Source organism: Escherichia sp. KCJ4928 (assembly GCF_004352695.1).
Taxonomy (GTDB): Bacteria; Pseudomonadota; Gammaproteobacteria; order Enterobacterales; family Enterobacteriaceae; genus ECMA0423.
Genome location: NZ_SJWV01000055.1, coordinates 1 through 24,295, shown reverse-complemented (window position 1 = coordinate 24,295; position 24,295 = coordinate 1). Strand labels below are relative to the sequence as shown.

General features: G+C 52.3%; 20 protein-coding genes. 12 read left to right on the top strand and 8 right to left on the bottom strand.

All coding sequences use genetic code 11. The features are described 5' to 3' along the window. Window positions 1-20: 20 nt before the first annotated feature. From prmA to E0D98_RS10735, 6 genes are all read right to left on the bottom strand, one after another. A complete protein-coding gene (gene prmA / locus E0D98_RS10760) occupies window positions 21-902 on the bottom strand; it encodes a 50S ribosomal protein L11 methyltransferase (RefSeq protein ID WP_001145827.1) in 882 nt (293 codons plus the stop codon). An 11-nt stretch (window positions 903-913) separates the two neighbouring features. Beyond that, window positions 914-2,365: a sodium/pantothenate symporter gene (panF, locus tag E0D98_RS10755; protein WP_001175728.1), complete on the bottom strand. Its 1,452-nt coding sequence runs from the start codon at window positions 2,363-2,365 to the stop codon at window positions 914-916. Further along, complete coding sequence (locus E0D98_RS10750; protein WP_000381170.1) at window positions 2,355-2,597, bottom strand: YhdT family protein; 243 nt, start codon at window positions 2,595-2,597, stop codon at window positions 2,355-2,357. Before E0D98_RS10750 ends, panF begins: the two co-directional genes overlap by 11 nt. 108 nt (window positions 2,598-2,705) lie before the next feature. Next, a complete protein-coding gene (accC, locus tag E0D98_RS10745; protein ID WP_000884620.1) occupies window positions 2,706-4,055 on the bottom strand; it encodes an acetyl-CoA carboxylase biotin carboxylase subunit in 1,350 nt (449 codons plus the stop codon). Window positions 4,056-4,065: 10 nt separating this feature from the next. Next, complete coding sequence (gene accB / locus E0D98_RS10740; RefSeq protein ID WP_000354622.1) at window positions 4,066-4,536, bottom strand: acetyl-CoA carboxylase biotin carboxyl carrier protein; 471 nt, start codon at window positions 4,534-4,536, stop codon at window positions 4,066-4,068. 977 nt (window positions 4,537-5,513) lie between these two features. Continuing rightward, window positions 5,514-6,488: an MDR family oxidoreductase gene (locus E0D98_RS10735; RefSeq protein WP_001148478.1), complete on the bottom strand. Its 975-nt coding sequence runs from the start codon at window positions 6,486-6,488 to the stop codon at window positions 5,514-5,516. Window positions 6,489-6,639: 151 nt separating this feature from the next. Here E0D98_RS10735 and csrD point away from each other — a divergent pair, with 151 nt between their 5' ends. The 8 genes from csrD (at window position 6,640) to tldD (ending at window position 19,115) form a co-directional block, all read left to right on the top strand. Next, entirely contained in the window at window positions 6,640-8,580 is a 1,941-nt protein-coding gene (gene csrD, locus E0D98_RS10730; protein WP_001241436.1) for an RNase E specificity factor CsrD, read from the top strand. A 304-nt stretch (window positions 8,581-8,884) separates the two neighbouring features. Beyond that, window positions 8,885-9,928 (top strand): rod shape-determining protein MreB, encoded by a 1,044-nt coding sequence (gene mreB / locus E0D98_RS10720; RefSeq protein WP_000913396.1) that lies wholly within the window; start codon window positions 8,885-8,887, stop codon window positions 9,926-9,928. Window positions 9,929-9,993: 65 nt separating this feature from the next. Then, the gene (mreC, locus tag E0D98_RS10715) at window positions 9,994-11,097 is read left to right on the top strand and encodes a rod shape-determining protein MreC (RefSeq protein WP_000802516.1); all 1,104 of its coding nucleotides are present in this window, start codon (window positions 9,994-9,996) and stop codon (window positions 11,095-11,097) included. Further along, complete coding sequence (mreD, locus tag E0D98_RS10710; RefSeq protein ID WP_000179409.1) at window positions 11,097-11,585, top strand: rod shape-determining protein MreD; 489 nt, start codon at window positions 11,097-11,099, stop codon at window positions 11,583-11,585. Before mreC ends, mreD begins: the two co-directional genes overlap by 1 nt. Before the next feature lie 8 nt (window positions 11,586-11,593). Continuing rightward, window positions 11,594-12,187, top strand: a complete 594-nt coding sequence (gene yhdE, locus E0D98_RS10705) for a nucleoside triphosphate pyrophosphatase YhdE (protein WP_000203096.1) — start codon at window positions 11,594-11,596, stop codon at window positions 12,185-12,187. Beyond that, window positions 12,177-13,646, top strand: coding sequence for a ribonuclease G (gene rng, locus E0D98_RS10700; protein ID WP_000123197.1), 1,470 nt, complete (start codon window positions 12,177-12,179; stop codon window positions 13,644-13,646). The genes yhdE and rng overlap by 11 nt, the downstream gene beginning before the upstream one ends. Before the next feature lie 67 nt (window positions 13,647-13,713). Beyond that, entirely contained in the window at window positions 13,714-17,514 is a 3,801-nt protein-coding gene (gene yhdP / locus E0D98_RS10695) for an AsmA2 domain-containing protein YhdP (protein WP_001253602.1), read from the top strand. A 155-nt stretch (window positions 17,515-17,669) separates the two neighbouring features. Beyond that, window positions 17,670-19,115, top strand: coding sequence for a metalloprotease TldD (tldD, locus tag E0D98_RS10690; RefSeq protein WP_047086779.1), 1,446 nt, complete (start codon window positions 17,670-17,672; stop codon window positions 19,113-19,115). A gap of 127 nt (window positions 19,116-19,242) precedes the next feature. Here tldD and aaeR read toward each other — a convergent pair whose 3' ends face one another. Next, window positions 19,243-20,172 (bottom strand): HTH-type transcriptional activator AaeR, encoded by a 930-nt coding sequence (gene aaeR, locus E0D98_RS10685; RefSeq protein ID WP_050877058.1) that lies wholly within the window; start codon window positions 20,170-20,172, stop codon window positions 19,243-19,245. A gap of 182 nt (window positions 20,173-20,354) precedes the next feature. Between aaeR and aaeX the strand changes: the two genes are divergently transcribed. The 4 genes from aaeX to E0D98_RS10665 all read left to right on the top strand — a co-directional run bounded on the left by aaeX (window position 20,355) and on the right by E0D98_RS10665 (window position 23,835). Then, window positions 20,355-20,558 carry a p-hydroxybenzoic acid efflux pump operon protein AaeX gene (gene aaeX / locus E0D98_RS10680; RefSeq protein WP_000051841.1) on the top strand — a complete coding sequence of 68 codons (204 nt, stop codon included), beginning with the start codon at window positions 20,355-20,357 and terminating at the stop codon, window positions 20,556-20,558. A gap of 7 nt (window positions 20,559-20,565) precedes the next feature. Beyond that, window positions 20,566-21,498, top strand: coding sequence for a p-hydroxybenzoic acid efflux pump subunit AaeA (gene aaeA / locus E0D98_RS10675; protein ID WP_000854021.1), 933 nt, complete (start codon window positions 20,566-20,568; stop codon window positions 21,496-21,498). A 5-nt stretch (window positions 21,499-21,503) separates the two neighbouring features. Next, window positions 21,504-23,471 carry a p-hydroxybenzoic acid efflux pump subunit AaeB gene (gene aaeB / locus E0D98_RS10670; protein ID WP_050877057.1) on the top strand — a complete coding sequence of 656 codons (1,968 nt, stop codon included), beginning with the start codon at window positions 21,504-21,506 and terminating at the stop codon, window positions 23,469-23,471. A gap of 91 nt (window positions 23,472-23,562) precedes the next feature. Beyond that, entirely contained in the window at window positions 23,563-23,835 is a 273-nt protein-coding gene (locus tag E0D98_RS10665) for a barstar family protein (protein ID WP_001029013.1), read from the top strand. A gap of 55 nt (window positions 23,836-23,890) precedes the next feature. Here E0D98_RS10665 and yhcN read toward each other — a convergent pair whose 3' ends face one another. Then, window positions 23,891-24,154: a peroxide/acid stress response protein YhcN gene (gene yhcN / locus E0D98_RS10660; RefSeq protein WP_000695690.1), complete on the bottom strand. Its 264-nt coding sequence runs from the start codon at window positions 24,152-24,154 to the stop codon at window positions 23,891-23,893. Window positions 24,155-24,295: the final 141 nt, after the last annotated feature.

Genomic DNA, 24,295 nt, shown 5'->3' with positions numbered 1-24,295 from the left:
ACCCTACGGCGATGCGAAGGTTAATTCTTACGACCGGTAATACGGCACCACTCTTCTTTTTCCACGACCGGGTCCAGTGCGAAGCTATCGGCATAAGCTTCACAAACGCTCTCTGCCTGGCTTGCCAGAATACCGGAAAGGCCCAGCAAACCGCCTGAAACCGGCAGGACGCTGATTAACGGTGCCAGTTCACGTAATGGGCCTGCAAGGATGTTAGCGACCACCACGTCGGCTTTCATTTCTTCTGGCTGATCTTTCGGTAAGTAGAGTTCCAGACGGTCAGAAACGCCATTACGTTCGGCGTTGTCGCGGCTGGCCTGAATCGCCTGCGGATCGATATCAATACCAATGGCTTTTGCTGCACCCAGTTTCAGCGCCGCGATCGCCAGAATGCCGGAACCACAGCCAAAGTCGATGACTGTTTTACCGGTTAAATCGAGGCTGTCGAGCCATTGCAGGCACAGAGAGGTGGTTGGATGGGTACCCGTACCAAACGCCAGCCCTGGATCTAACATCACGTTGACGGCGTTTTCGTCCGGCACATCACGCCAGCTAGGGCAGATCCACAGTCGTTCACCAAAGCGCATCGGGTGGAAATTATCCATCCATTCGCGCTCCCAGTCTTTATCTTCTAGTTGTTCGATTTTATGCGCGAAGCCTGCGCCGAGCAGCGGATGGTTTTCCAGAATCGCCACCACGTCGTTCATATCGGTTTCAGCGTCGAACAGACCAATCACATCGGTGTCGCCCCACAGGCGCGTTTCGCCCGGCAGCGGCTCAAATACTGGCGTATCGTGGGTATCCTGAAAAGTGATAGAAACGGCACCCGCTTCCATCAGCGCATCGCTAAGATCTTCCGCGTTCGCGCCGGTGGTGTTCAGTTTCAGTTGGATCCAAGGCATGGCAAAACTCTTTATTTATCAGTAGTCAAAACGGTAGCTTGCGGGACGGATGTACCGAAACGGTTTCCGACCAGGAAAGCCAGCAAACTTAGTAGTAACGAGGGCACGATAGGGTGGAAGCCCAGGTACTGAATATTCAGCGTCGCGAGTACGGCATACAGCACGCCGCCAACGATCATCGCACTTAGCGCGCCTTTGGCGTTGGCGCGTTCCCAGTAAAGACCCAGCACCAGCGGCCACAGGAAAACGGCTTCCAGCCCACCGAAGGCCAGCAAATTCAGCCAGATGATCATTTCTGGCGGCTTCCAGGCGGCAAGCAGCAGCAACGCGCCGAGAACTAACGTAATTACCGCCGACATCCGCTTCAGACGCGTCTCGTTTTGCATTTGATCCGGACGGATATTCAGATAGAGATCTTTAATGATCGTAGCGGAACTTTGCAGCAACTGGGCATTGATCGTCGACATGATCGCAGCCATAGGTGCAGCCAGGAAGATTCCGGCAGCAAACGGTGGCAGCACTTTTACCATTAACGTCGGGATCACCAGATCCGGTACGGTGAGATCGGGGATCACTGCACGACCTAACGCTCCGGCCAGGTGCATACCGAACATCAGGATTGCGACTACAATCGTACCGATGATGATCCCCCGGTGTACTGCTTTGCTGTCTTTATAAGAGATACAGCGCACCGCAGTATGCGGCAGGCCAATCACGCCAAAGCACACCAGTACCCAGAACGACGTCATAAAGGCAGGCGACAGAATATCGTCAGCGCCTTGTGGCGTAACCAGTTGCGGATCGATGGTTTGCAAGGTCTGTACTGCGTTGCTTAAGCCGCCAGCGGCATGTACCACGCCAATAAGCAGCACAACGGTGCCAATCAGCATCACAAGCCCTTGCATGGTGTCGTTCAGCACGCTGGCGCGAAAGCCACCAAAGGCGGTATATAACGCAATGCTGATACCAAAAATCAGCAGCCCGGTTTCATAAGGAATACCCGCCGCGGTTTCCAGCAGGCGCGCACCGCCGATAAACTGCACGGTCATCGCACCAACGAACGCAACCAGCAAACTCAAACTCGCCAGCCACACCAGAAGACGACTCTGGTAGCGGGCAAACAGCATATCGTTCAGCGTCACTGCATTGTAGCGGCGCGCAAGAATCGCAAACTTCTTGCCGAGAATACCGAGTGAAAGCCAGACTGCAGGAAGCTGAATCATCGCCAGCAATACCCAGCCCAGCCCGTATTTATAAGCAGCTCCTGGCCCGCCGATAAACGAACTGGCACTGATATAGGTCGCGGTGAGCGTCATCGCCAGCACAATACCGCCCATAGAGCGGCTGCCGAGGAAATACTCATTAAGGAAGGTGCCGGTGCTCCGTTTACGCATCGCATAAACCGAGATACCGAACACCACCACCAGATAGGCGACCAGCGGTAGAATTACTTCAAGCTGCATCGTCATCCTCCAGTGGGATATCGCGATAGATAAATTTCACCATCGCCCAGCACAGTCCAATAAACAGCAGCGGCGTCAGGATGCAGGCCATCTCAAACCAGCGCGGAAAGCCGGTAAAACCGGGGGCAACGCCAGGTAAGTAAGCGGCTACTAACCATACCGCCAGATACAAAAGGGTCAGCCCCAGCGCCCAGCGCGCCTCTTTATGGGCCTGAACAAAACGAGTGTCCATTTTTTGTCCCTGATGGGTGAAGAAAGCGAGGATTGTACCTTATGGGGGTTGTCGATCCCCAGTAATAAAAAAGGCCGGAAAATCCGGCCTTTTGACGCTTTTGCAGTCTTATTTTTCCTGAAGACCGAGTTTTTTCTCCAGATAGTGGATGTTAGTGCCACCATGCTGGAAGTTCTCGTCATTCATGATGCGGATCTGCAGATCAACGTTGGTTTTGATACCGTCGATGATCAGCTCCTGCAGCGCATTCTTCATGCGGGCAATCGCCACGTCACGGTTTTCACCGTAGCAAATCAGCTTACCGATCATTGAGTCATAGTACGGCGGTACGGTGTAGCCCGCGTAGATATGAGACTCCCAACGCACTCCAAAACCGCCAGGTGCGTGGAAACGGGTGATTTTGCCTGGGCTTGGCAGGAAGGTGTTCGGATCTTCGGCGTTGATACGACATTCCACCGCATGGCCGCGAACGTGAACTTCTTCTTGCTTGATCGACAGCGGTTGACCGGCAGCGATACGCAGCTGTTCTTTGATCAGGTCAACGCCGGTGATCATTTCTGTAACCGGGTGTTCTACCTGAATACGGGTGTTCATTTCGATGAAATAGAACTCGCCGTTTTCGAACAGGAACTCGAAAGTACCTGCACCGCGATAGCCGATATCAACACACGCTTTAGCGCAACGTTCGCCGATGTAGCGACGCAGTTCCGGGGTAATGCCCGGTGCTGGTGCTTCTTCGACCACTTTCTGGTGGCGGCGCTGCATGGAGCAGTCACGTTCCGCCAGATAGATAGCGTTGCCCTGACCGTCAGCCAGTACCTGAATCTCGACGTGGCGAGGATTTTCCAGGTATTTCTCCATGTAAACCATATCGTTATTGAATGCGGCTTTCGCTTCCGCACGGGTCATGGAGATGGATTGTGCCAGTTCAGCGTCGCCGCGCACTACACGCATACCACGACCGCCGCCGCCGCCGGAGGCTTTGATAATCACCGGATAACCTATGCGTTTAGCAATGGCACGGTTTTTATCCATATCGTCGCCCAGCGGGCCGTCAGAACCTGGTACGCAAGGAACGCCCGCTTTTTTCATCGCCGCGATTGCCGACACTTTGTCACCCATCAGGCGAATAGTGTCTGCTTTCGGGCCAATGAAGATAAAGCCGGAGCGTTCAACCTGCTCGGCAAAGTTGGCGTTCTCGGAGAGGAAGCCGTAACCCGGATGGATTGCTACTGCGCCGGTGATTTCAGCGGCGCTTATGATTGCCGGGATGTTCAGATAACTTTTTACTGACGGAGCAGGGCCAATACAGACCGTTTCATCTGCCAGTAATACGTGTTTTAGATCGCGATCCGCGCTGGAGTGCACAGCGACAGTCTTGATGCCCAGTTCTTTACAGGCACGAAGAATACGCAATGCAATCTCGCCGCGGTTGGCAATAACAATTTTATCCAGCATGTTCGCCTCGTTACTCGATGACGACCAGCGGCTCGTCAAATTCTACCGGTTGTCCACTTTCGACCAGAATTGCTTTCACGGTACCGGATTTGTCCGCTTCGATCTGGTTCATCATTTTCATGGCTTCAACGATGCACAGGGTATCGCCCACGTTGACTTTCTGACCCACTTCGATGAACGCTTTTGCGTCCGGGCTTGGGGTGCGGTAGAAAGTACCAACCATCGGGGAGCGTACGATGTGACCACTGATTTCCGCTGCTGCTGGCGCTTCCATGGAAGGAACGGTCGCCGGAGCGGCTGCGTTAGATTGAGCTGGCTGCTGCATCATTGGTGCAGCGTAAGCTTGTTGCATCACAGGGAAACTTGCGGCAGGAGCTGCACGGCTGATGCGTACTGACTCTTCGCCTTCGGAGATTTCCAGTTCGGAGATGCCTGATTCTTCAACCAGCTCGATCAGTTTTTTAATCTTACGAATATCCATGAGTGGGTTCCGTACTCTTTGTTTAGTGTGATTGTGACAGGCGTTTCACCGCCGTCTGTAAAGCGTATGCCCCGACAGCTGTATGCATAGCGATAAATTCCAGCAGGCCGGGACGCCGGTCTATTTTGCCCCAGAGTGTCAATGTTAGACTTGACGGACATTGTGCAGCGATCTGCTGCTATCCTCCGGCAAAAAACAAAATATACCTTCGTTGCGCCAATGTCACCTTTTCCGCAGCGCAAAAACTGTGTCAGGGAGGACGAGGTCGCACATTATAACGATTTCGTAGCAATTGGCAGCTAAATACTGGTCTTATCAGGGAAGATAATCAACAGCTAACATGTAAATAACCTTCAACACCGTGTAATTTGCAACAAGCCGCACAATTCACGAAATTAGCGCCATCATCGACGGAACTTCTTATAACGTAAGGTGAAAAGCTGTAAAGCCAGCCCTGCGAAGATGAGGGGCTGCAATGAGATAATCTTCACAGACCACAAATAATGTAGGGATGCCAGGATCGCGACAAGATAGACGACATTACGCAGCGGTTGCTGGGGATTACCCAATTTTCACTGCATCGTCTGGATAGATGTGAATGCTAAAGCACGCAAAATCAACCGACTGACAATTCTCAGCATTAAATAGGTTCGAGTGGTTAATTTGTAGTCAAATAAAATCAGATTATTCACCCCATGGGACCAGAAATCAGTAATAGGTTAAGCGTAGTGTCGCCCAGGCAAAGCACCATAAACCTAACAGGCGACGGAGGCATATCAATAATGGCTGTTTAGAGGAGTATCAATGCGCATCAATTTGTGGTCAGTCGAAATCATGACTTTCCAGTTTGGATGATGTTGTACAACTTCCTGACCAAGGTGTTCGACGAAAGCTGTCCGGCTAACCGCTTTTCCCGTTAACCGATTGAATAATGATGTCAAAATGAGTTCCCTCTCTTATTATTCCTTGCTAAATGGTTAGTTAACCTTCACCAGCGTGCGACCCTGGATCTGGTTATTAATGATGGCCTCGGCAAAGTTCGGTGCCTCTGACAGAGATATCTCTTTTGCCGCCTGGGTATAGAATGATTCCGGTAAATCGGCGACCAGTCGCTGCCAGGCTTGTGCGCGGCGTTCTGGTGGCGTCATTACTGAATCCACCCCTTGCAAACGGACATTACGCAGAATAAATGGCATGACCGTGGTTGGCAGAGTAAAACCACCCGCCAGACCACAGGCCGCCACGCAGCCGCCGTAATTCATTTGCGCCAGCACTTTTGCCAGCACTTTGTCGCCAACAGTGTCAATTGCCCCAGCCCAGACTTGTTTTTCCAGAGGACGGGATTCGGCAAACTCATCACGAGGGAGAATACGACTGGCACCTAAACTTTTCAGGTATTCATGGGTACTTTCGCGACCGGAAACGGCAACGACCTGATAACCCAACTTATGCAGCAGCGCCACGGCGGTACTGCCGACGCCACCACTGGCACCCGTCACGACAATCTCCCCGTCCTGCGGGCGAACACCGGCATCTTCCAGCGCCATCACACACAGCATGGCGGTAAAACCGGCAGTACCGATAATCATTGCTTTACGCGCGTCCAGCCCTTGCGGCATGGCAACCAGCCAGTCACCTTTCACTCGCGCCTGCTCCGCCAGCCCACCCCAGTGGTTTTCACCAACGCCCCAGCCAGTGAGTAACACCTCCTGACCGGCATGAAAACGCGGATCTTCGCTGGTGCGTACAGTTCCGGCAAAATCGATCCCAGGAATCATCGGAAAATTACGGATGATTTTTCCCTTACCGGTAATCGCCAGCGCATCTTTATAGTTCAGGCTCGACCAGTGAACATCAACCGTGACATCGCCCTCCGGCAGGCGACTTTCGTCAAGTGTCTGTACCGATGCGAGAGTTTTGCCGTCCTGCTGTTCTAAAAGTAACGCCTGCATAAGTGGTCCTCATGTGCATGATGGATTGGAAAATAATTTCTGAAGACTATACTCGCTAATGGAAAAGCAAAGCCGATGAAGCGCAATAAATTGCGAGATAAATCTGATTTGCTAGTATGCCCGCTTCCTCACTATCGGAGTTAACACAAGGATGAGATTAACGACGAAATTTTCGGCCTTTGTTACGCTGCTCACCGGGTTAACAATTTTTGTGACTTTGCTGGGCTGTTCGCTAAGTTTCTACAACGCAATTCAGTATAAGTTTAGTCATCGCGTTCAGGCGGTGGCGACGGCGATTGATACCCACCTTGTGTCGAATGACTTCAGCACATTAAGGCCACAAATTACCGAATTAATGATGTCGGCAGATATCGTTCGTGTAGACCTGCTCCATGGTGATAAACAGGTTTATACCCTGGCCAGAAATGGTAGTTATCGTCCGGTTGGCTCCAGCGATCTGTTTCGCGAACTGAGTGTTCCGTTGATAAAGCATCCGGGGATGTCGCTGCGTCTGGTTTATCAGGATCCGATGGGCAACTATTTCCATTCTTTAATGACTACCGCGCCGCTCACGGGGGCGATTGGCTTTATCATTGTTATGCTCTTCCTGGCGGTACGCTGGTTACAACGGCAACTTGCCGGGCAAGAATTGCTGGAAACCCGGGCTACTCGTATCTTAAACGGTGAGCGTGGCTCTAATGTGTTGGGAACCATCTATGAATGGCCGCCCAGAACCAGCAGTGCGCTAGATACGCTGCTTCGTGAAATTCAGAACGCACGCGAACAACACAGCCGTCTTGATACGCTGATCCGCTCTTATGCCGCCCAGGACGTGAAAACCGGCCTCAATAACCGACTCTTTTTCGATAATCAGTTAGCAACGTTACTGGAAGATCAGGAGAAAGTAGGTACCCACGGGATCGTGATGATGATTCGTCTGCCGGATTTCAATATGTTGAGCGATACTTGGGGGCACAGCCAGGTTGAAGAACAGTTCTTCACTCTGACGAATCTGCTGTCGACATTTATGATGCGCTACCCTGGCGCACTGCTGGCGCGTTACCACCGCAGTGATTTTGCTGCGCTGTTACCGCACCGGACGTTAAAAGAGGCAGAGAGCATCGCCGGTCAGTTAATCAAAGCCGTCGATACCTTGCCGAACAATAAAATGCTCGATCGCGACGATATGATCCACATTGGTATCTGCGCCTGGCGTAGTGGTCAGGATACCGAGCAGGTAATGGAACATGCAGAGTCTGCCACGCGTAATGCGGGATTGCAGGGCGGCAATAGCTGGGCTATTTACGATGACTCGTTGCCTGAAAAAGGACGCGGTAATGTTCGCTGGCGTACGCTTATCGAGCAAATGCTCAGTCGCGGCGGCCCGCGCCTTTATCAAAAACCGGCGGTTACTCGCGAAGGTCAGGTTCATCATCGCGAACTCATGTGCCGCATCTTCGATGGTAATGAAGAGGTTAGCTCGGCGGAGTATATGCCGATGGTCTTGCAGTTTGGCTTATCGGAAGAGTATGACCGTCTGCAAATCAGCCGTCTTATTCCACTATTGCGTTACTGGCCAGAGGAAAATCTGGCGATTCAGGTTACCGTTGAGTCGCTGATTCGCCCGCGTTTTCAGCGTTGGCTGCGCGATACGTTAATGCAATGTGAAAAATCACAACGAAAACGCATAATTATTGAACTTGCAGAGGCCGATGTAGGTCAACATATCAGTCGTTTACAACCTGTTATTCGTTTAGTGAATGCTTTAGGGGTACGGGTAGCCGTCAACCAGGCTGGTTTGACGCTGGTAAGCACCAGTTGGATCAAAGAACTTAATGTTGAGTTACTCAAGCTCCATCCGGGGCTGGTCAGAAACATTGAGAAGCGAACGGAGAACCAGCTGCTGGTTCAAAGCCTGGTGGAAGCCTGCTCCGGGACCAGCACCCAAGTTTACGCCACCGGTGTGCGTTCGCGAAGCGAGTGGCAGACCCTGATTCAGCGCGGTGTTACAGGCGGGCAAGGGGATTTTTTCGCGTCCTCACAGCCACTTGATACTAACGTGAAAAAATATTCACAAAGATACTCGGTTTAACCTGCCGTTTAATCTGTTTTCACGTAGAATAACGCGCGCTGCGTCTCATGGGAGTGTGCTTGTCTGCTCGCCAGATTGTTGCAGCACATATGCAGATGAATGACCTTACGCGGTTGCAAACAGGCGAGGAATGCTGCTGATGCATTAAGCCTTTCTGGACTCAGGCAGAGATTTGTAACAAAGGAAACGAACTGCACTAATTTTCACCGTAGCAGATGATTTTTGCGCCTTGTCGCTGCTGCGTGTGGTTGGTAAAGTAAGCGGATTTTCTTTTCCGCCCCAGCTTTCAGGATTATCCCTTAGTATGTTGAAAAAATTTCGTGGCATGTTTTCCAATGACTTGTCCATTGACCTGGGTACTGCGAATACCCTCATTTATGTAAAAGGACAAGGCATCGTATTGAATGAGCCTTCCGTGGTGGCCATTCGTCAGGATCGTGCCGGTTCACCGAAAAGCGTAGCTGCAGTAGGTCATGACGCGAAGCAGATGCTGGGCCGTACGCCGGGCAATATTGCTGCCATTCGCCCAATGAAAGACGGCGTTATCGCCGACTTCTTCGTGACTGAAAAAATGCTCCAGCACTTCATCAAACAAGTGCACAGCAACAGCTTTATGCGTCCAAGCCCGCGCGTTCTGGTTTGTGTACCGGTTGGCGCGACCCAGGTTGAACGCCGCGCAATTCGTGAATCCGCGCAGGGCGCTGGTGCCCGTGAAGTCTTCCTGATTGAAGAACCGATGGCTGCCGCAATTGGTGCTGGCCTGCCGGTTTCTGAAGCGACCGGTTCTATGGTGGTTGATATCGGTGGTGGTACTACTGAAGTTGCTGTTATCTCCTTGAACGGCGTGGTTTACTCCTCTTCCGTGCGCATTGGTGGTGATCGTTTCGACGAAGCTATCATCAACTATGTGCGTCGTAATTACGGTTCTCTGATCGGTGAAGCCACCGCAGAACGTATCAAGCACGAAATCGGTTCGGCTTACCCGGGCGATGAAGTCCGTGAAATCGAAGTTCGTGGCCGTAACCTGGCAGAAGGTGTTCCACGCGGTTTTACCCTGAACTCCAACGAAATCCTCGAAGCACTGCAGGAACCGCTGACCGGTATTGTGAGCGCGGTAATGGTTGCACTGGAACAGTGCCCGCCGGAACTGGCTTCCGACATCTCCGAGCGCGGCATGGTGCTCACCGGTGGTGGCGCACTGCTGCGTAACCTTGACCGTTTGTTAATGGAAGAAACCGGCATTCCAGTCGTTGTTGCTGAAGACCCGCTGACCTGTGTGGCGCGCGGTGGCGGCAAAGCGCTGGAAATGATCGACATGCACGGCGGCGACCTGTTCAGCGAAGAGTAATCGGATGCAGGCAGGGGAAATGTCTGTTTACCCTGCCTGGTCTGATACGAGAATACGCATAACTTATGAAGCCAATTTTTAGCCGTGGCCCGTCGCTACAGATTCGCCTTATTCTGGCGGTGCTGGTGGCGCTCGGCATTATTATTGCCGACAGCCGCCTGGGGACGTTCAGTCAAATCCGTACTTATATGGATACCGCCGTCAGTCCTTTCTACTTTGTTTCCAATGCTCCTCGTGAATTGCTGGATGGCGTATCGCAGACGCTGGCCTCGCGTGACCAACTAGAACTTGAAAACCGGGCGTTACGTCAGGAACTGTTGCTGAAAAACAGTGAACTGCTGATGCTTGGACAATACAAACAGGAGAACGCGCGTCTGCGCGAGTTGCTGGGTTCCCCGCTGCGTCAGGATGAGCAGAAAATGGTGACTCAGGTTATCTCCACGGTTAACGATCCTTATAGCGATCAAGTTGTTATCGATAAAGGTAGCGTTAATGGCGTTTATGAAGGCCAGCCGGTCATCAGCGACAAAGGTGTTGTTGGTCAGGTGGTGGCCGTCGCTAAACTGACCAGTCGCGTGCTGCTGATTTGTGATGCGACCCACGCGCTGCCAATCCAGGTGCTGCGCAACGATATCCGCGTAATTGCAGCCGGTAACGGTTGTACGGATGATTTGCAGCTTGAGCATCTACCAGCGAATACGGATATTCGTGTTGGTGATGTGCTGGTGACTTCCGGTCTGGGCGGTCGTTTCCCGGAAGGCTATCCGGTCGCGGTTGTCTCTTCCGTAAAACTCGATACCCAGCGCGCTTATACTGTGATTCAGGCGCGTCCGACAGCAGGGCTGCAACGTTTGCGTTATCTGCTGCTGCTGTGGGGGGCAGATCGTAACGGCGCTAACCCGATGACGCCGGAAGAGGTGCATCGTGTTGCTAATGAACGTCTGATGCAGATGATGCCGCAGGTATTGCCTTCGCCAGACGCGATGGGGCCAAAGTTACCTGAACCGGCAACGGGGATCGCTCAGCCGACTCCGCAGCAACCGACGACAGGAAATGCAGCTACTGCGCCTGCTGCGCCGACACAGCCTGCTGCTAACCGCTCTCCACAAAGGGCTACGCCGCCGCAAAGTGGTGCTCAACCGCCTGCGCGTGCGCCGGGAGGGCAATAGTGGCGAGCTATCGTAGCCAGGGACGTTGGGTAATCTGGCTCTCTTTCCTCATTGCGCTGTTGCTGCAAATCATGCCCTGGCCGGATAACCTGATTGTTTTCCGGCCAAACTGGGTGTTACTCATCTTGTTGTATTGGATCCTGGCCTTGCCTCATCGCGTAAATGTGGGCACAGGTTTTGTGATGGGTGCCATACTGGATCTGATCAGCGGCTCGACGCTTGGCGTACGCGTATTGGCGATGAGCATCATTGCTTACCTGGTGGCGCTGAAATACCAGCTTTTCCGCAACCTCGCATTATGGCAGCAGGCGCTGGTCGTCATGTTGCTTTCGCTGGTGGTGGATATTATTGTTTTCTGGGCAGAGTTTTTAGTGATTAACGTCTCTTTCAGACCGGAAGTGTTCTGGAGTAGTGTAGTCAATGGGGTGCTCTGGCCGTGGATTTTCTTGCTGATGCGTAAAGTCCGTCAGCAGTTTGCAGTGCAATAAAGGTTTCTATGACTTCTCTGTATTTAGCTTCCGGTTCTCCGCGTCGTCAGGAGTTACTTGCGCAACTTGGCGTGACCTTTGAACGTATTGTTACGGGCATTGAGGAGCAGCGTCAGCCGCAGGAGAGCGCGCAGCAGTATGTTGTGCGTCTGGCGCGCGAGAAAGCACAGGCGGGTGTCGCGCAAACGGCGCAGGATCTCCCGGTGCTGGGTGCGGATACTATCGTTATCCTGAATGGAGAAGTGCTGGAGAAACCGCGCGACGCAGAGCATGCGGCGCAGATGTTGCGCAAATTATCGGGTCAGACCCATCAGGTGATGACGGCAGTGGCGTTGGCCGACAGCCAGCACATTCTCGATTGCCTGGTGGTCACCGATGTGACTTTCAGAACGTTAACAGACGAAGACATCGCGGGCTATGTCGCCAGCGGTGAACCGTTAGATAAAGCAGGTGCATACGGTATTCAGGGGCTGGGTGGCTGTTTTGTCAGGAAGATAAATGGCAGCTATCACGCCGTAGTCGGCTTACCGCTGGTTGAAACGTATGAATTATTAAGTAATTTTAACGCACTGCGTGAGAAAAGGGATAAACATGACGGCTGAATTGTTAGTAAACGTAACGCCTTCGGAAACGCGAGTGGCGTATATTGATGGCGGTATTCTGCAGGAAATTCATATTGAACGTGAGGCGCGACGCGGAATAGTAGGCAATATCTACAAGGGTCGTGTAAGTCGTGTACTTCCGGGTATGCAGGCGGCTTTTGTAGATATTGGGCTGGATAAAGCCGCGTTTCTTCATGCATCCGATATCATGCCGCACACCGAATGTGTGGCGGGTGAAGAACAAAAGCAATTCACGGTGCGCGACATCTCGGAACTGGTTCGTCAGGGGCAAGATCTGATGGTGCAGGTGGTGAAAGATCCGCTTGGCACTAAAGGTGCGCGCCTGACCACCGATATCACGCTGCCTTCTCGCTATCTGGTGTTTATGCCAGGGGCTTCTCACGTTGGGGTTTCCCAACGTATTGAAAGCGAATCAGAACGTGAACGCCTGAAAAAAGTGGTCGCAGAGTATTGCGACGAGCAGGGCGGGTTTATCATCCGTACCGCAGCGGAAGGGGTTGGCGAGGCTGAACTGGCCTCCGATGCCGCTTATCTGAAACGCGTCTGGACCAAAGTTATGGAGCGTAAAAAACGCCCGCAGACCCGTTATCAGCTGTACGGCGAACTGGCGCTGGCGCAGCGTGTTCTGCGTGATTTCGCCGACGCCGAACTGGACCGCATTCGCGTTGACTCACGCCTGACTTACGAAGCATTGCTGGAGTTTACCTCGGAGTACATTCCCGAGATGACCAGCAAGCTGGAGCATTACACCGGACGCCAGCCGATTTTCGATCTCTTTGATGTCGAAAACGAAATCCAGCGAGCGCTGGAACGCAAAGTAGAACTGAAATCCGGTGGTTATCTGATTATCGACCAGACCGAAGCGATGACCACCGTGGACATCAATACCGGAGCGTTTGTCGGTCATCGCAATCTGGACGACACCATTTTCAATACCAATATTGAAGCGACGCAGGCTATCGCTCGCCAGTTACGGTTGCGTAATCTGGGTGGGATTATCATTATTGATTTCATCGATATGAATAATGAAGATCACCGCCGCCGCGTGCTGCACTCGCTGGAGCAGGCGTTGAGCAAAGACCGGGTGAAAACCAGCGTTAATGGTTTTTCGGCGCTGGGGCTGGTGGAGATGACGCGTAAACGCACCCGCGAAAGCATTGAGCACGTACTGTGTAACGAATGCCCAACCTGCCACGGTCGCGGAACGGTGAAAACCGTGGAAACGGTATGCTATGAAATCATGCGCGAGATTGTTCGTGTCCACCATGCTTACGACTCCGACCGTTTCCTGGTCTATGCATCTCCGGCAGTAGCTGAAGCCTTGAAAGGCGAAGAGTCACACTCGCTGGCGGAAGTGGAAATTTTCGTTGGCAAACAGGTTAAAGTACAAATTGAACCGCTCTATAACCAGGAGCAGTTTGACGTCGTAATGATGTAAACAGATGCTGGGCCGCCATCCGGCAAAGGGTTTTTGAGTCACATTTTTAGCAGACAAGGAGTGACGGGTGAGGCGATTGCCGGGGATTTTACTGCTTACTGGAGCCGCGCTCGTTGTGATCGCTGCTCTGCTGGTTAGCGGCCTGCGTATTGCTTTACCGCATCTTGACGCCTGGCGTCCGGAAATCCTCAACAAAATAGAATCCGCGACTGGCATGCCGGTAGAAGCCAGTCAGCTCTCAGCCAGCTGGCAGAATTTTGGCCCGACGCTTGAAGCACACGACATCCGTGCAGAACTAAAAGATGGCGGCGAATTTTCGGTTAAACGCGTTACTCTGGCGCTGGATGTCTGGCAGAGCCTGTTACATATGCGCTGGCAGTTTCGCGACCTCACTTTCTGGCAGCTGCGCTTTCGCACCAACACTCCTATCACCAGCGGTGGTAGCGATGACAGTCTGGAAGCCAGTCACATCAGCGATCTGTTTCTTCGTCAATTTGACCATTTCGATCTCCGCGACAGTGAAGTCAGTTTTCTGACGCCATCCGGTCAGCGCGCCGAGCTGGCGATCCCACAACTCACCTGGCTGAACGATCCACGTCGACACCGTGCGGAAGGCCTGGTAAGCCTCTCCAGCCTTACCGGACAGCACGGCGTGATGCAGGTGCGCATGGATTTGCGCGATGATGAGGGGTTGTTAAGCAATGGTCGCGTCTGGCTACAGGCGGATGACATCGACCTGAAGCCGTGGCTCGGTAAATGGATGCAGGACAATATTGCTCTGGAAACGGCACAGTTCTCCCTTGAAGGCTGGATGACGATCGACAAAGGCGATGTAACCGGCGGTGACGTCTGGCTGAAACAGGGCGGTGCCAGCTGGTTGGGCGAGAAGCAAACGCATACGCTGTCGGTGGATAATCTGACCGCGCATATTACGCGTGAAAATCCGGGCTGGCAGTTCTCTATTCCCGATACACGGATCACGATGGACGGCAAACCCTGGCCGAGCGGAGCATTGACGCTGGCCTGGATACCGGAACAGGACGTTGGCGGCAAAGACAATAAACGCAGTGACGAACTCCGGATTCGCGCCAGTAATCTGGAGCTGGCAGGCCTGGAGGGCATACGCCCGCTGGCCGCGAAACTTTCACCTGCACTGGGTGATGTTTGGCGCTCCACACAACCGAGCGGCAAGATTAACACTCTGGCGCTGGATATCCCGCTTCAGGCGGCAGACAAGACCCGTTTTCAGGCATCGTGGAGCGATCTGGCCTGGAAGCAATGGAAATTATTACCGGGTGCGGAACACTTCTCCGGGACGCTTTCCGGCAGCGTTGAAAATGGTTTGCTTACCGCGTCGATGAAGCAGGCAAAGATGCCTTACGAAACGGTATTCCGTGCGCCACTGGAAATCGCCGACGGCCAGGCAACTATAAGCTGGCTGAACAATGACAAAGGTTTCCAGCTGGATGGGCGTAATATTGACGTTAAAGCCAAAGCCGTCCATGCGCGCGGCGGTTTTCGTTACCTGCAACCTGCTAACGATGAACCCTGGCTGGGTATTCTGGCTGGCATCAGTACCGATGATGGTTCACAAGCCTGGCGCTATTTCCCGGAAAACTTGATGGGTAAAGACCTGGTTGATTACTTAAGTGGCGCGATTCAGGGCGGTGAAGCGGATAACGCGACGCTGGTTTATGGTGGCAATCCGCAACTCTTCCCCTATAAACACAACGAAGGTCAGTTTGAAGTGCTGGTGCCGCTGCGCAACGCGAAGTTTGCCTTCCAGCCGGACTGGCCTGCATTAACTAACCTTGATATTGAACTGGACTTTATTAACGACGGTTTATGGATGAAAACCGATGGCGTTAATCTGGGCGGCGTGCGCGCGAGTAATCTCACCGCAGTGATCCCTGACTACTCGAAAGAAAAACTGCTGATTGACGCTGACATTAAAGGTCCGGGTAAAGCCGTTGGCCCTTACTTTGATGAGACACCGCTGAAAGATTCTCTGGGTGCGACCCTGCAAGAACTCCAGCTCGACGGCGATGTGAATGCTCGCTTACATCTTGATATCCCGCTGAACGGCGAACTGGTAACCGCGAAAGGTGAAGTGACGCTGCGTAATAACAGTCTGTTTATCAAACCACTCGACAGCACCCTGAAAAATTTGAGCGGTAAATTCAGCTTTATCAATGGCGATCTGCAAAGTGAACCACTGACAGCAAGCTGGTTTAATCAGCCGTTGAACGTGGATTTTTCCACCAAAGAAGGGGCAAAAGCCTACCAGGTTGCGGTGAATCTCAACGGTAACTGGCAACCGGCGAAAACCAGCGTTCTGCCTGAAGCGGTGAACGAAGCATTGAGTGGCAGCGTGGCGTGGGATGGTAAAGTGGACATTGATCTGCCTTATCATGCTGGCGCGACCTATAACGTAGAGATGAACGGCGATCTGAATAATGTGAGTAGTCACTTACCTTCACCGTTAGCCAAACCTGCGGGTGAACCACTAGCGGTAAACGTTAAGGTTGATGGCAATCTCAACAGCTTTGAATTAACCGGACAGGCTGGTGCGGATAACCATTTCAATAGCCGCTGGTTGCTTGGTCAAAAGCTGACGCTCGATCGTGCTATTTGGGCGGCAGACAGTAAAACGCTCCCGCCGTTGCCGGAACAAAGTGGCGTTGAACTCAATATGCCGCCGATGAATGGTGCCGAGTGGCTGGCCCTGTTCCAGAAAGGCGCTGCGGAGAGTGTCGGTGGTGCAGCGAGTTTCCCACAACACATAACGTTACGTACGCCTATGTTGTCACTGGGAAATCAGCAATGGAATAACCTGAGTATTGTTTCGCAACCGACGGCAAATGGCACCCTGGTTGAGGCGCAAGGGCGTGAAATCAACGCCACGCTAGCGATGCGTAATAACGCGCCGTGGCTGGCGAATATCAAATATCTTTATTACAACCCGAGCGTGGCGAAAACTCGTGGTGATTCAACGCCGTCATCACCTTTCCCGACAACGGAGCGCATTAACTTCCGTGGCTGGCCGGACGCACAAATACGATGCACAGAGTGCTGGTTCTGGGGGCAAAAATTCGGTCGCATTGACAGTGATATCACCATTTCTGGCGATACGTTAACGCTGACCAATGGACTGATTGATACTGGTTTCTCGCGGCTTACTGCCGATGGTGAATGGGTTAATAATCCGGAGAATGAACGTACCTCGCTGAAAGGAAAACTGCGCGGGCAGAAAATTGATGCCGCCGCAGAATTTTTTGGTGTCACGACGCCCATACGCCAGTCGTCATTTAATGTGGATTACGATTTACACTGGCGCAAAGCACCCTGGCAACCAGATGAGGCGACGTTGAATGGCATCATTCATACTCAACTGGGTAAAGGCGAAATTACCGAAATCAATACCGGACATGCCGGGCAATTGCTGCGCTTATTGAGCGTTGATGCCCTGATGCGTAAGCTGCGTTTTGATTTCAGAGACACTTTTGGCGAAGGGTTCTATTTTGACTCCATTCGCAGCACCGCGTGGATTAAAGACGGGGTTATGCACACCGACGACACGCTGGTGGATGGCCTGGAGGCGGATATCGCCATGAAAGGGTCGGTAAATCTGGTACGTCGCGACCTGAATATGGAAGCGGTTGTCGCACCAGAGATTTCTGCGACGGTGGGCGTGGCTGCGGCTTTTGCGGTTAACCCCATTGTTGGCGCGGCAGTATTTGCAGCCAGTAAAGTGCTGGGGCCGCTGTGGAGCAAAGTCTCCATTTTGCGCTATCACATTTCGGGTCCGCTGGACGATCCGCAAATCAACGAAGTGTTGCGCCAACCGCGTAAAGAAAAAGCGCAATGATTTGACGAGGGCGCGTAATTGCCCCAATCTCATATGATAATCGTTGCCAAAGGCCAACGAGCCGGAACATAACTGTAGGCCGGATAGGGCGTTCACGCCGCATCCGGCAGCCGTAAAAAATCCTCTACTGCAGTAACTAACGAGTAGCAAAAACGATGAGTCTGAACCTGGTAAGTGAACAATTGCTAGCGGCGAACGGCCTGAAACATCAGGACTTGTTCGCGATCCTCGGTCAACTGGCCGAACGTCGCCTTGATTATGGCGATCTCTATTTTCAGTCGAGCTATCACGAATCCTGGGTTTTAGAAGACCGCATTATTAAAGATGGTTCTTACAACATCGATCAGGGCGTTGGTGTGCGTGCAATCAGTGGTGAAAAAACCGGATTTGCTTACGCTGACCAAATCAGCCTGCTGGCGCTGGAACAGAGTGCGCAAGCGGCGCGCACCATCGTCCGTGATAGTGGTGATGGCAAAGTACAGACGCTGGGCGCGGTAGAGCATAGCCCGTTGTATACCTCGGTAGATCCGCTGCAAAGCATGAGCCGTGAAGAGAAGCTGGATATCCTGCGTCGCGTCGATAAGGTTGCCCGCGAAGCGGACAAGCGCGTACAAGAAGTGACTGCCAGCCTCAGCGGCGTTTATGAATTAATTCTGGTTGCGGCCACCGACGGCACGCTGGCGGCGGATGTTCGTCCGCTGGTGCGTCTTTCCGTGAGCGTTCTGGTCGAAGAAGATGGCAAACGCGAACGCGGTGCCAGTGGCGGCGGCGGTCGTTTTGGTTATGAGTTCTTCCTTGCCGATCTTGACGGCGAAGTCCGTGCGGATGCATGGGCAAAAGAAGCAGTGCGTATGGCGCTGGTCAATCTTTCTGCCGTTGCTGCACCAGCGGGCACCATGCCGGTAGTACTTGGCGCAGGTTGGCCGGGCGTGCTGTTGCATGAAGCGGTAGGTCACGGTCTGGAAGGCGACTTCAACCGCCGCGGCACTTCAGTATTTAGTGGGCAGGTCGGGGAGCTGGTGGCTTCAGAACTGTGTACCGTGGTTGATGACGGCACGATGGTCGATCGCCGTGGTTCGGTGGCGATTGATGACGAAGGTACGCCAGGCCAGTACAACATGCTGATTGAGAACGGCATTCTGAAAGGCTACATGCAGGATAAACTCAACGCGCGTTTGATGGGGATGACGCCGACTGGCAACGGTCGCCGTGAATCCTACGCCCATCTGCCCATGCCGCGTATGACCAACACCTATATGCTGCCGGGTAAATCGACCCCGCAGGAAATTATTGAATCCGTTGAGTACGGTATCTATGCACCGAACTTTGGTGGCGGTCAGGTGGATATTACATCCGGCAAATTCGTTTTCTCCACTTCAGAAGCGTATCTGATTGAAAACGGTAAAGTAACGAAGCCGGTGAAAGGCGCGACGTTGATTGGTTCCGGTATCGAAACCATGCAGCAGATTTCGATGGTTGGCAACGACCTGAAACTGGATAACGGCGTGGGTGTCTGCGGTAAAGAAGGGCAAAGTTTGCCGGTTGGCGTGGGCCAGCCAACGCTGAAAGTTGATAACCTGACTGTTGGCGGTACTGCGTAATAATTTCATTATTTTCAGAAGGATAATTAATCTTTCTACGTGCACGAACGGTCCCCTCGCTCCTCTGGGGTTAGGGTGAGGGGAACCCGTTGGCACAGGTTTGTAGAACGTAACAGTACAATATGAATTACTTCTCTTTCCCGCGCCCGTGCATCTCCTGAAACAATTTACCGACCTCAACAAAATAATCCGTCAGCGAGTTGATCACGACCTGTACCTTCAGCGGCAGCTTATCTTTTTCGGTATATAACGCATAAACCGGGCGTGGATCTGACTGATAACGCGGCAGCAGGATCTCCAGCTCACCGCGATTGATCTCGTTGATCACCCACATCAGCGGCACGTAGGCGATCCCGGCACCCGCCGTTAGCCAGCGCACCAGCGTCATCGGATCATTAGTCACAAATCTCCCTTGCGGGATCAGGCGAGTCGAGATCCCTTCCGGTGCAATCAGTTCAAATTCATTGTCGGGCCGCACGCTGTATTCAAGCCATGAATGGCTACTTAAATCGGCGGGTTTTTCCGGTATGCCGTATTGTGTGAGATAGCTTTTCGCGGCGCACACCACCATTGGCATCGCGCCAAGACGGCGGGAAAACAGGCTGGAATCCTGCAACGCGCCGACGCGGATCACCACATCCAGACCGTCGGCAATCAGGTCGGGGGCTGGAATTCCGGTAACCAGATTGACGCTCAAACCTGGGTATTCTTTCAGCATTTTGGCTGTCAGCCCGGCGAGAACATTTTGTGCCATAGTTGAAGAACAGCCAATGCGTAGCGTCCCGATGGGGGTGTTATTGAAGGCATACAGTTGCTCATGAACATCCTGCACTTCATGAAGCATACGACGGCAGCCCTGGTTGTAAATTCTACCGGCTTCGGTCAGGCCAATGCTGCGTGTGCTACGGTTTAACAGCTTTACCTGCAACTCATCTTCCAGTTTTGACACCGTCTGACTGATGGACGAAACGCTCATCTGTAGCTGTCTGGCGGCGGCGGTAAAAGAGCCAAATTCAACTACTTTGGCAAACACCGACATGCGTTTTAGTCGTTCCATTATTCACTCTGACTTAAAAGTGATTTAGATCACATAATATAGATAACAGCATAACAGTTACGCTAATATATTAAATATCAATCTACAGCAATGTTGCTCTCGCCCGGCTTTCCATGCCCTTCTCTGCGGCGACAGATGCTGAAAATAATAACGCCTGCTCTCTCTATACAACCAAGGTCAACATGAGTCTGTTTCCCGTTATCGTGGTGTTTGGGCTGTCCTTCCCACCGATATTTTTTGAATTGCTTTTATCACTGGCGATTTTCTGGCTGGTGCGCCGGGTACTTGTGCCAACAGGTATCTACGACTTTGTCTGGCATCCGGCGTTGTTCAACACCGCGCTCTATTGCTGCTTGTTTTATTTGATATCGCGACTGTTCGTTTGAGGTTGAAGTGAAAACACTAATAAGAAAATTCTCCCGTACGGCCATCACGGTCGTATTAGTCATTCTGGCCTTCATCGCAATTTTTAATGCCTGGGTCTATTACACCGAATCCCCCTGGACGCGTGACGCGCGCTTTAGCGCTGACGTCGTTGCGATCGCGCCGGACGTTTCTGGACTCATTACCCAGGTGAATGTTCATGATAACCAGCTGGTGAAAAAAGGACAGATACTGTTCACCATCGACCAGCCGCGCTATCAAAAGGCGCTTGAGGAAGCGCAAGCCGATGTTGCTTATTATCAGGTACTGGCACAGGAGAAACGCCAGGAGGCCGGACGTCGTAACCGTCTCGGTGTGCAGGCGATGTCTCGCGAAGAGATCGACCAGGCTAACAACGTACTACAAACGGTTCTGCATCAGTTAGCGAAAGCGCAGGCGACCCGCGATCTGGCAAAACTGGATCTTGAACGCACGGTGATCCGCGCGCCAGCAGATGGCTGGGTGACCAACCTCAACGTCTATACCGGTGAGTTTATTACTCGAGGATCAACGGCGGTTGCGCTGGTGAAACAGAACTCCTTCTATGTACTGGCCTATATGGAAGAAACTAAGCTGGAAGGGGTGCGTCCGGGGTATCGTGCAGAGATCACGCCGCTTGGCAGTAACAAAGTGCTGAAAGGGACTGTTGATAGTGTTGCCGCTGGGGTCACCAACGCCAGCAGCACGCGTGACGACAAAGGGATGGCGACCATCGACTCTAACCTTGAATGGGTGCGTTTGGCGCAACGTGTTCCGGTTCGTATTCGTCTCGACAACCAGCAAGAGAACATCTGGCCTGCGGGCACCACTGCTACAGTGGTGGTCACTGGCAAACAAGATCGCGACGAAAGCCAGGATTCGTTCTTCCGTAAAATGGCCCATCGCCTGCGTGAGTTTGGTTAATCACGATGGGTATTTTCTCCATTGCTAACCAACATATTCGCTTTGCGGTAAAACTGGCGACCGCCATTGTACTGGCGCTGTTTGTTGGCTTTCACTTCCAGCTGGAAACGCCACGCTGGGCGGTACTGACAGCGGCGATTGTTGCCGCCGGTCCGGCCTTTGCTGCGGGAGGTGAACCGTATTCTGGCGCTATTCGCTATCGTGGCTTTTTGCGCATCATCGGCACATTTATTGGCTGTATTGCCGGACTGGTGATCATCATTGCGATGATCCGCGCACCATTATTGATGATTCTGGTGTGCTGTATCTGGGCCGGTTTTTGTACCTGGATATCCTCGCTGGTACGAATAGAAAACTCGTACGCGTGGGGGCTGGCCGGTTATACCGCGCTGATCATTGTGATCACCATTCAGCCGGAACCATTGCTTACGCCGCAGTTTGCCGTCGAACGTTGTAGCGAGATCGTTATCGGTATTGTGTGTGCGATTATGGCGGATTTGCTCTTTTCTCCGCGATCGATCAAACAAGAAGTGGATCGAGAGCTGGAAAGTTTGCTGGTCGCGCAATATCAATTAATGCAACTCTGTATCAAGCATGGCGATGGTGAAGTTGTCGATAAAGCCTGGGGCGACCTGGTGCGACGCACCACGGCGCTACAAGGCATGCGCAGCAACCTGAATATGGAATCTTCCCGCTGGGCGCGGGCCAATCGACGTTTAAAAGCGATCAATACGCTATCGCTGACGCTGATTACCCAATCCTGCGAAACTTATCTTATTCAGAATACGCGCCCGGAATTGATCACTGATACTTTCCGCGAATTTTTTGACACGCCGGTAGAAACCGCGCAGGACGTCCACAAGCAGCTCAAACGCCTGCGGAGAGTTATCGCCTGGACCGGGGAACGGGAAACGCCTGTCACCATTTATAGCTGGGTCGCGGCGGCAACGCTTTATCAGCTTCTCAAGCGCGGCGTTATCAGTAACACAAAAATCAACGCCACCGAAGAAGAGATCCTGCAAGGCGAACCGGAAGTCAAAGTAGAGTCAGCCGAACGTCATCATGCGATGGTTAACTTCTGGCGAACCACACTTTCCTGCATTCTGGGCACGCTTTTCTGGCTGTGGACGGGCTGGACTTCCGGCAGTGGTGCAATGGTGATGATTGCGGTAGTGACGTCACTGGCAATGCGTTTGCCGAATCCACGCATGGTGGCGATCGACTTTATCTACGGGACGCTGGCCGCGCTGCCGTTAGGGCTGCTCTACTTTTTGGTGATTATCCCTAATACCCAACAGAGCATGTTGCTGCTGTGTATTAGCCTGGCAGTGCTGGGATTTTTCCTCGGTATAGAAGTACAGAAACGGCGACTGGGCTCGATGGGGGCGCTGGCCAGCACCATAAATATTATCGTGCTGGATAACCCGATGACTTTTCATTTCAGTCAGTTTCTCGACAGCGCATTAGGGCAAATCGTCGGCTGTGTGCTCGCGTTCACCGTTATTTTGCTTGTGCGGGATAAATCGCGCGACAGGACCGGACGTGTACTGCTTAATCAGTTTGTTTCTGCCGCTGTTTCCGCGATGACTACCAATGTGGCACGTCGTAAAGAGAACCACCTCCCGGCACTTTATCAGCAGCTGTTTTTGCTGATGAATAAGTTCCCAGGGGATTTGCCGAAATTTCGCCTGGCGCTGACGATGATTATCGCGCACCAGCGCCTGCGTGATGCGCCGATCCCGGTTAACGAGGATTTATCGGCGTTTCACCGACAAATGCGCCGCACAGCAGACCATGTGATATCTGCCCGTAGCGATGATAAACGTCGTCGGTACTTTGGCCAGTTGCTGGAAGAACTGGAAATCTACCAGGAAAAGCTACGCATCTGGCAAGCGCCACCGCAGGTGACGGAACCGGTTCATCGGCTGGCGGGGATGCTCCATAAGTATCAACATGCGTTGACCGATAGTTAAGTCAAAACCGACGCCAAAAGCGTCGGTTTTTTCATGGCTATACTTAGCGATGCACGGCAGAACTCGCCGCGAAACGTGACGGTGGCAACAGATGAATATTTATACCTTTGATTTTGATGAGATTGAGAGTCAGGAGGATTTTTATCGTGACTTTAGCCAAACCTTTGGTCTGGCGAAAGATAAGGTACGCGATCTCGACTCACTATGGGATGTGTTAATGAACGATGTCCTGCCGCTACCACTTGAGATTGAATTTGTTCATCTGGGAGAGAAAACGCGTCGCCGTTTTGGCGCGTTAATATTGCTGTTTGATGAGGCAGAGGAAGAGCTGGAAGGGCATTTGCGTTTTAATGTTCGTCATTAGCGCAAAAAAAAGCCCCCGAACCGGGGGCAATATCGTCGGACAAGACGATGAGGGTTTATTTGTACAGTTCAGCCGTAGCGTGCCAGGTGTCACCGCTACGAGCTTCAGTAATCTGGTAGGCCGTTGCGCCTTTCTCTTCCGCTTTTTTGTTCAGCATTTCACGCATATCCATTGGCGAAGACGCCACACCACTTACGGATACGGTCCCGATTGCTTCACGATTTTGTGCTTGTGCAGCATCAATGGAGTCGGCAGCGAATGCACCGAAAGAGAGAACAGAAAGTACGCTTAATGCAGCAACAGTGGTTTTGATTTTCATGATTTTTACCTCGACATAATCTTTTTGCTGGGTCTTTGTTTCGTGACCCTTATCACAAAATCAAGTATACACTAATTATTGAACTAATTAATACCACGCTAACTGTTTCTGTTGATACTAAGTGTTAAAAATGTGAATGTT

Bases quoted from the DNA above. Each gene is read 5' to 3' on its own strand.
- E0D98_RS10665 (WP_001029013.1), top strand. From the start codon at position 23,563: ATGAATATTTATACCTTTGATTTTGATGAGATTGAGAGTCAGGAGGAT.
- tldD (WP_047086779.1), top strand. From the start codon at position 17,670: ATGAGTCTGAACCTGGTAAGTGAACAATTGCTAGCGGCGAACGGCCTG.
- mreB (WP_000913396.1), top strand. From the start codon at position 8,885: ATGTTGAAAAAATTTCGTGGCATGTTTTCCAATGACTTGTCCATTGAC.
- E0D98_RS10750 (WP_000381170.1), bottom strand. From the start codon at position 2,597: ATGGACACTCGTTTTGTTCAGGCCCATAAAGAGGCGCGCTGGGCGCTG.
- rng (WP_000123197.1), top strand. From the start codon at position 12,177: ATGACGGCTGAATTGTTAGTAAACGTAACGCCTTCGGAAACGCGAGTG.
- accC (WP_000884620.1), bottom strand. From the start codon at position 4,055: ATGCTGGATAAAATTGTTATTGCCAACCGCGGCGAGATTGCATTGCGT.
- yhcN (WP_000695690.1), bottom strand. From the start codon at position 24,154: ATGAAAATCAAAACCACTGTTGCTGCATTAAGCGTACTTTCTGTTCTC.
- aaeR (WP_050877058.1), bottom strand. From the start codon at position 20,172: ATGGAACGACTAAAACGCATGTCGGTGTTTGCCAAAGTAGTTGAATTT.
- yhdE (WP_000203096.1), top strand. From the start codon at position 11,594: ATGACTTCTCTGTATTTAGCTTCCGGTTCTCCGCGTCGTCAGGAGTTA.
- prmA (WP_001145827.1), bottom strand. From the start codon at position 902: ATGCCTTGGATCCAACTGAAACTGAACACCACCGGCGCGAACGCGGAA.
- accB (WP_000354622.1), bottom strand. From the start codon at position 4,536: ATGGATATTCGTAAGATTAAAAAACTGATCGAGCTGGTTGAAGAATCA.
- csrD (WP_001241436.1), top strand. From the start codon at position 6,640: ATGAGATTAACGACGAAATTTTCGGCCTTTGTTACGCTGCTCACCGGG.
- aaeB (WP_050877057.1), top strand. From the start codon at position 21,504: ATGGGTATTTTCTCCATTGCTAACCAACATATTCGCTTTGCGGTAAAA.
- aaeX (WP_000051841.1), top strand. From the start codon at position 20,355: ATGAGTCTGTTTCCCGTTATCGTGGTGTTTGGGCTGTCCTTCCCACCG.
- E0D98_RS10735 (WP_001148478.1), bottom strand. From the start codon at position 6,488: ATGCAGGCGTTACTTTTAGAACAGCAGGACGGCAAAACTCTCGCATCG.
- panF (WP_001175728.1), bottom strand. From the start codon at position 2,365: ATGCAGCTTGAAGTAATTCTACCGCTGGTCGCCTATCTGGTGGTGGTG.
- mreC (WP_000802516.1), top strand. From the start codon at position 9,994: ATGAAGCCAATTTTTAGCCGTGGCCCGTCGCTACAGATTCGCCTTATT.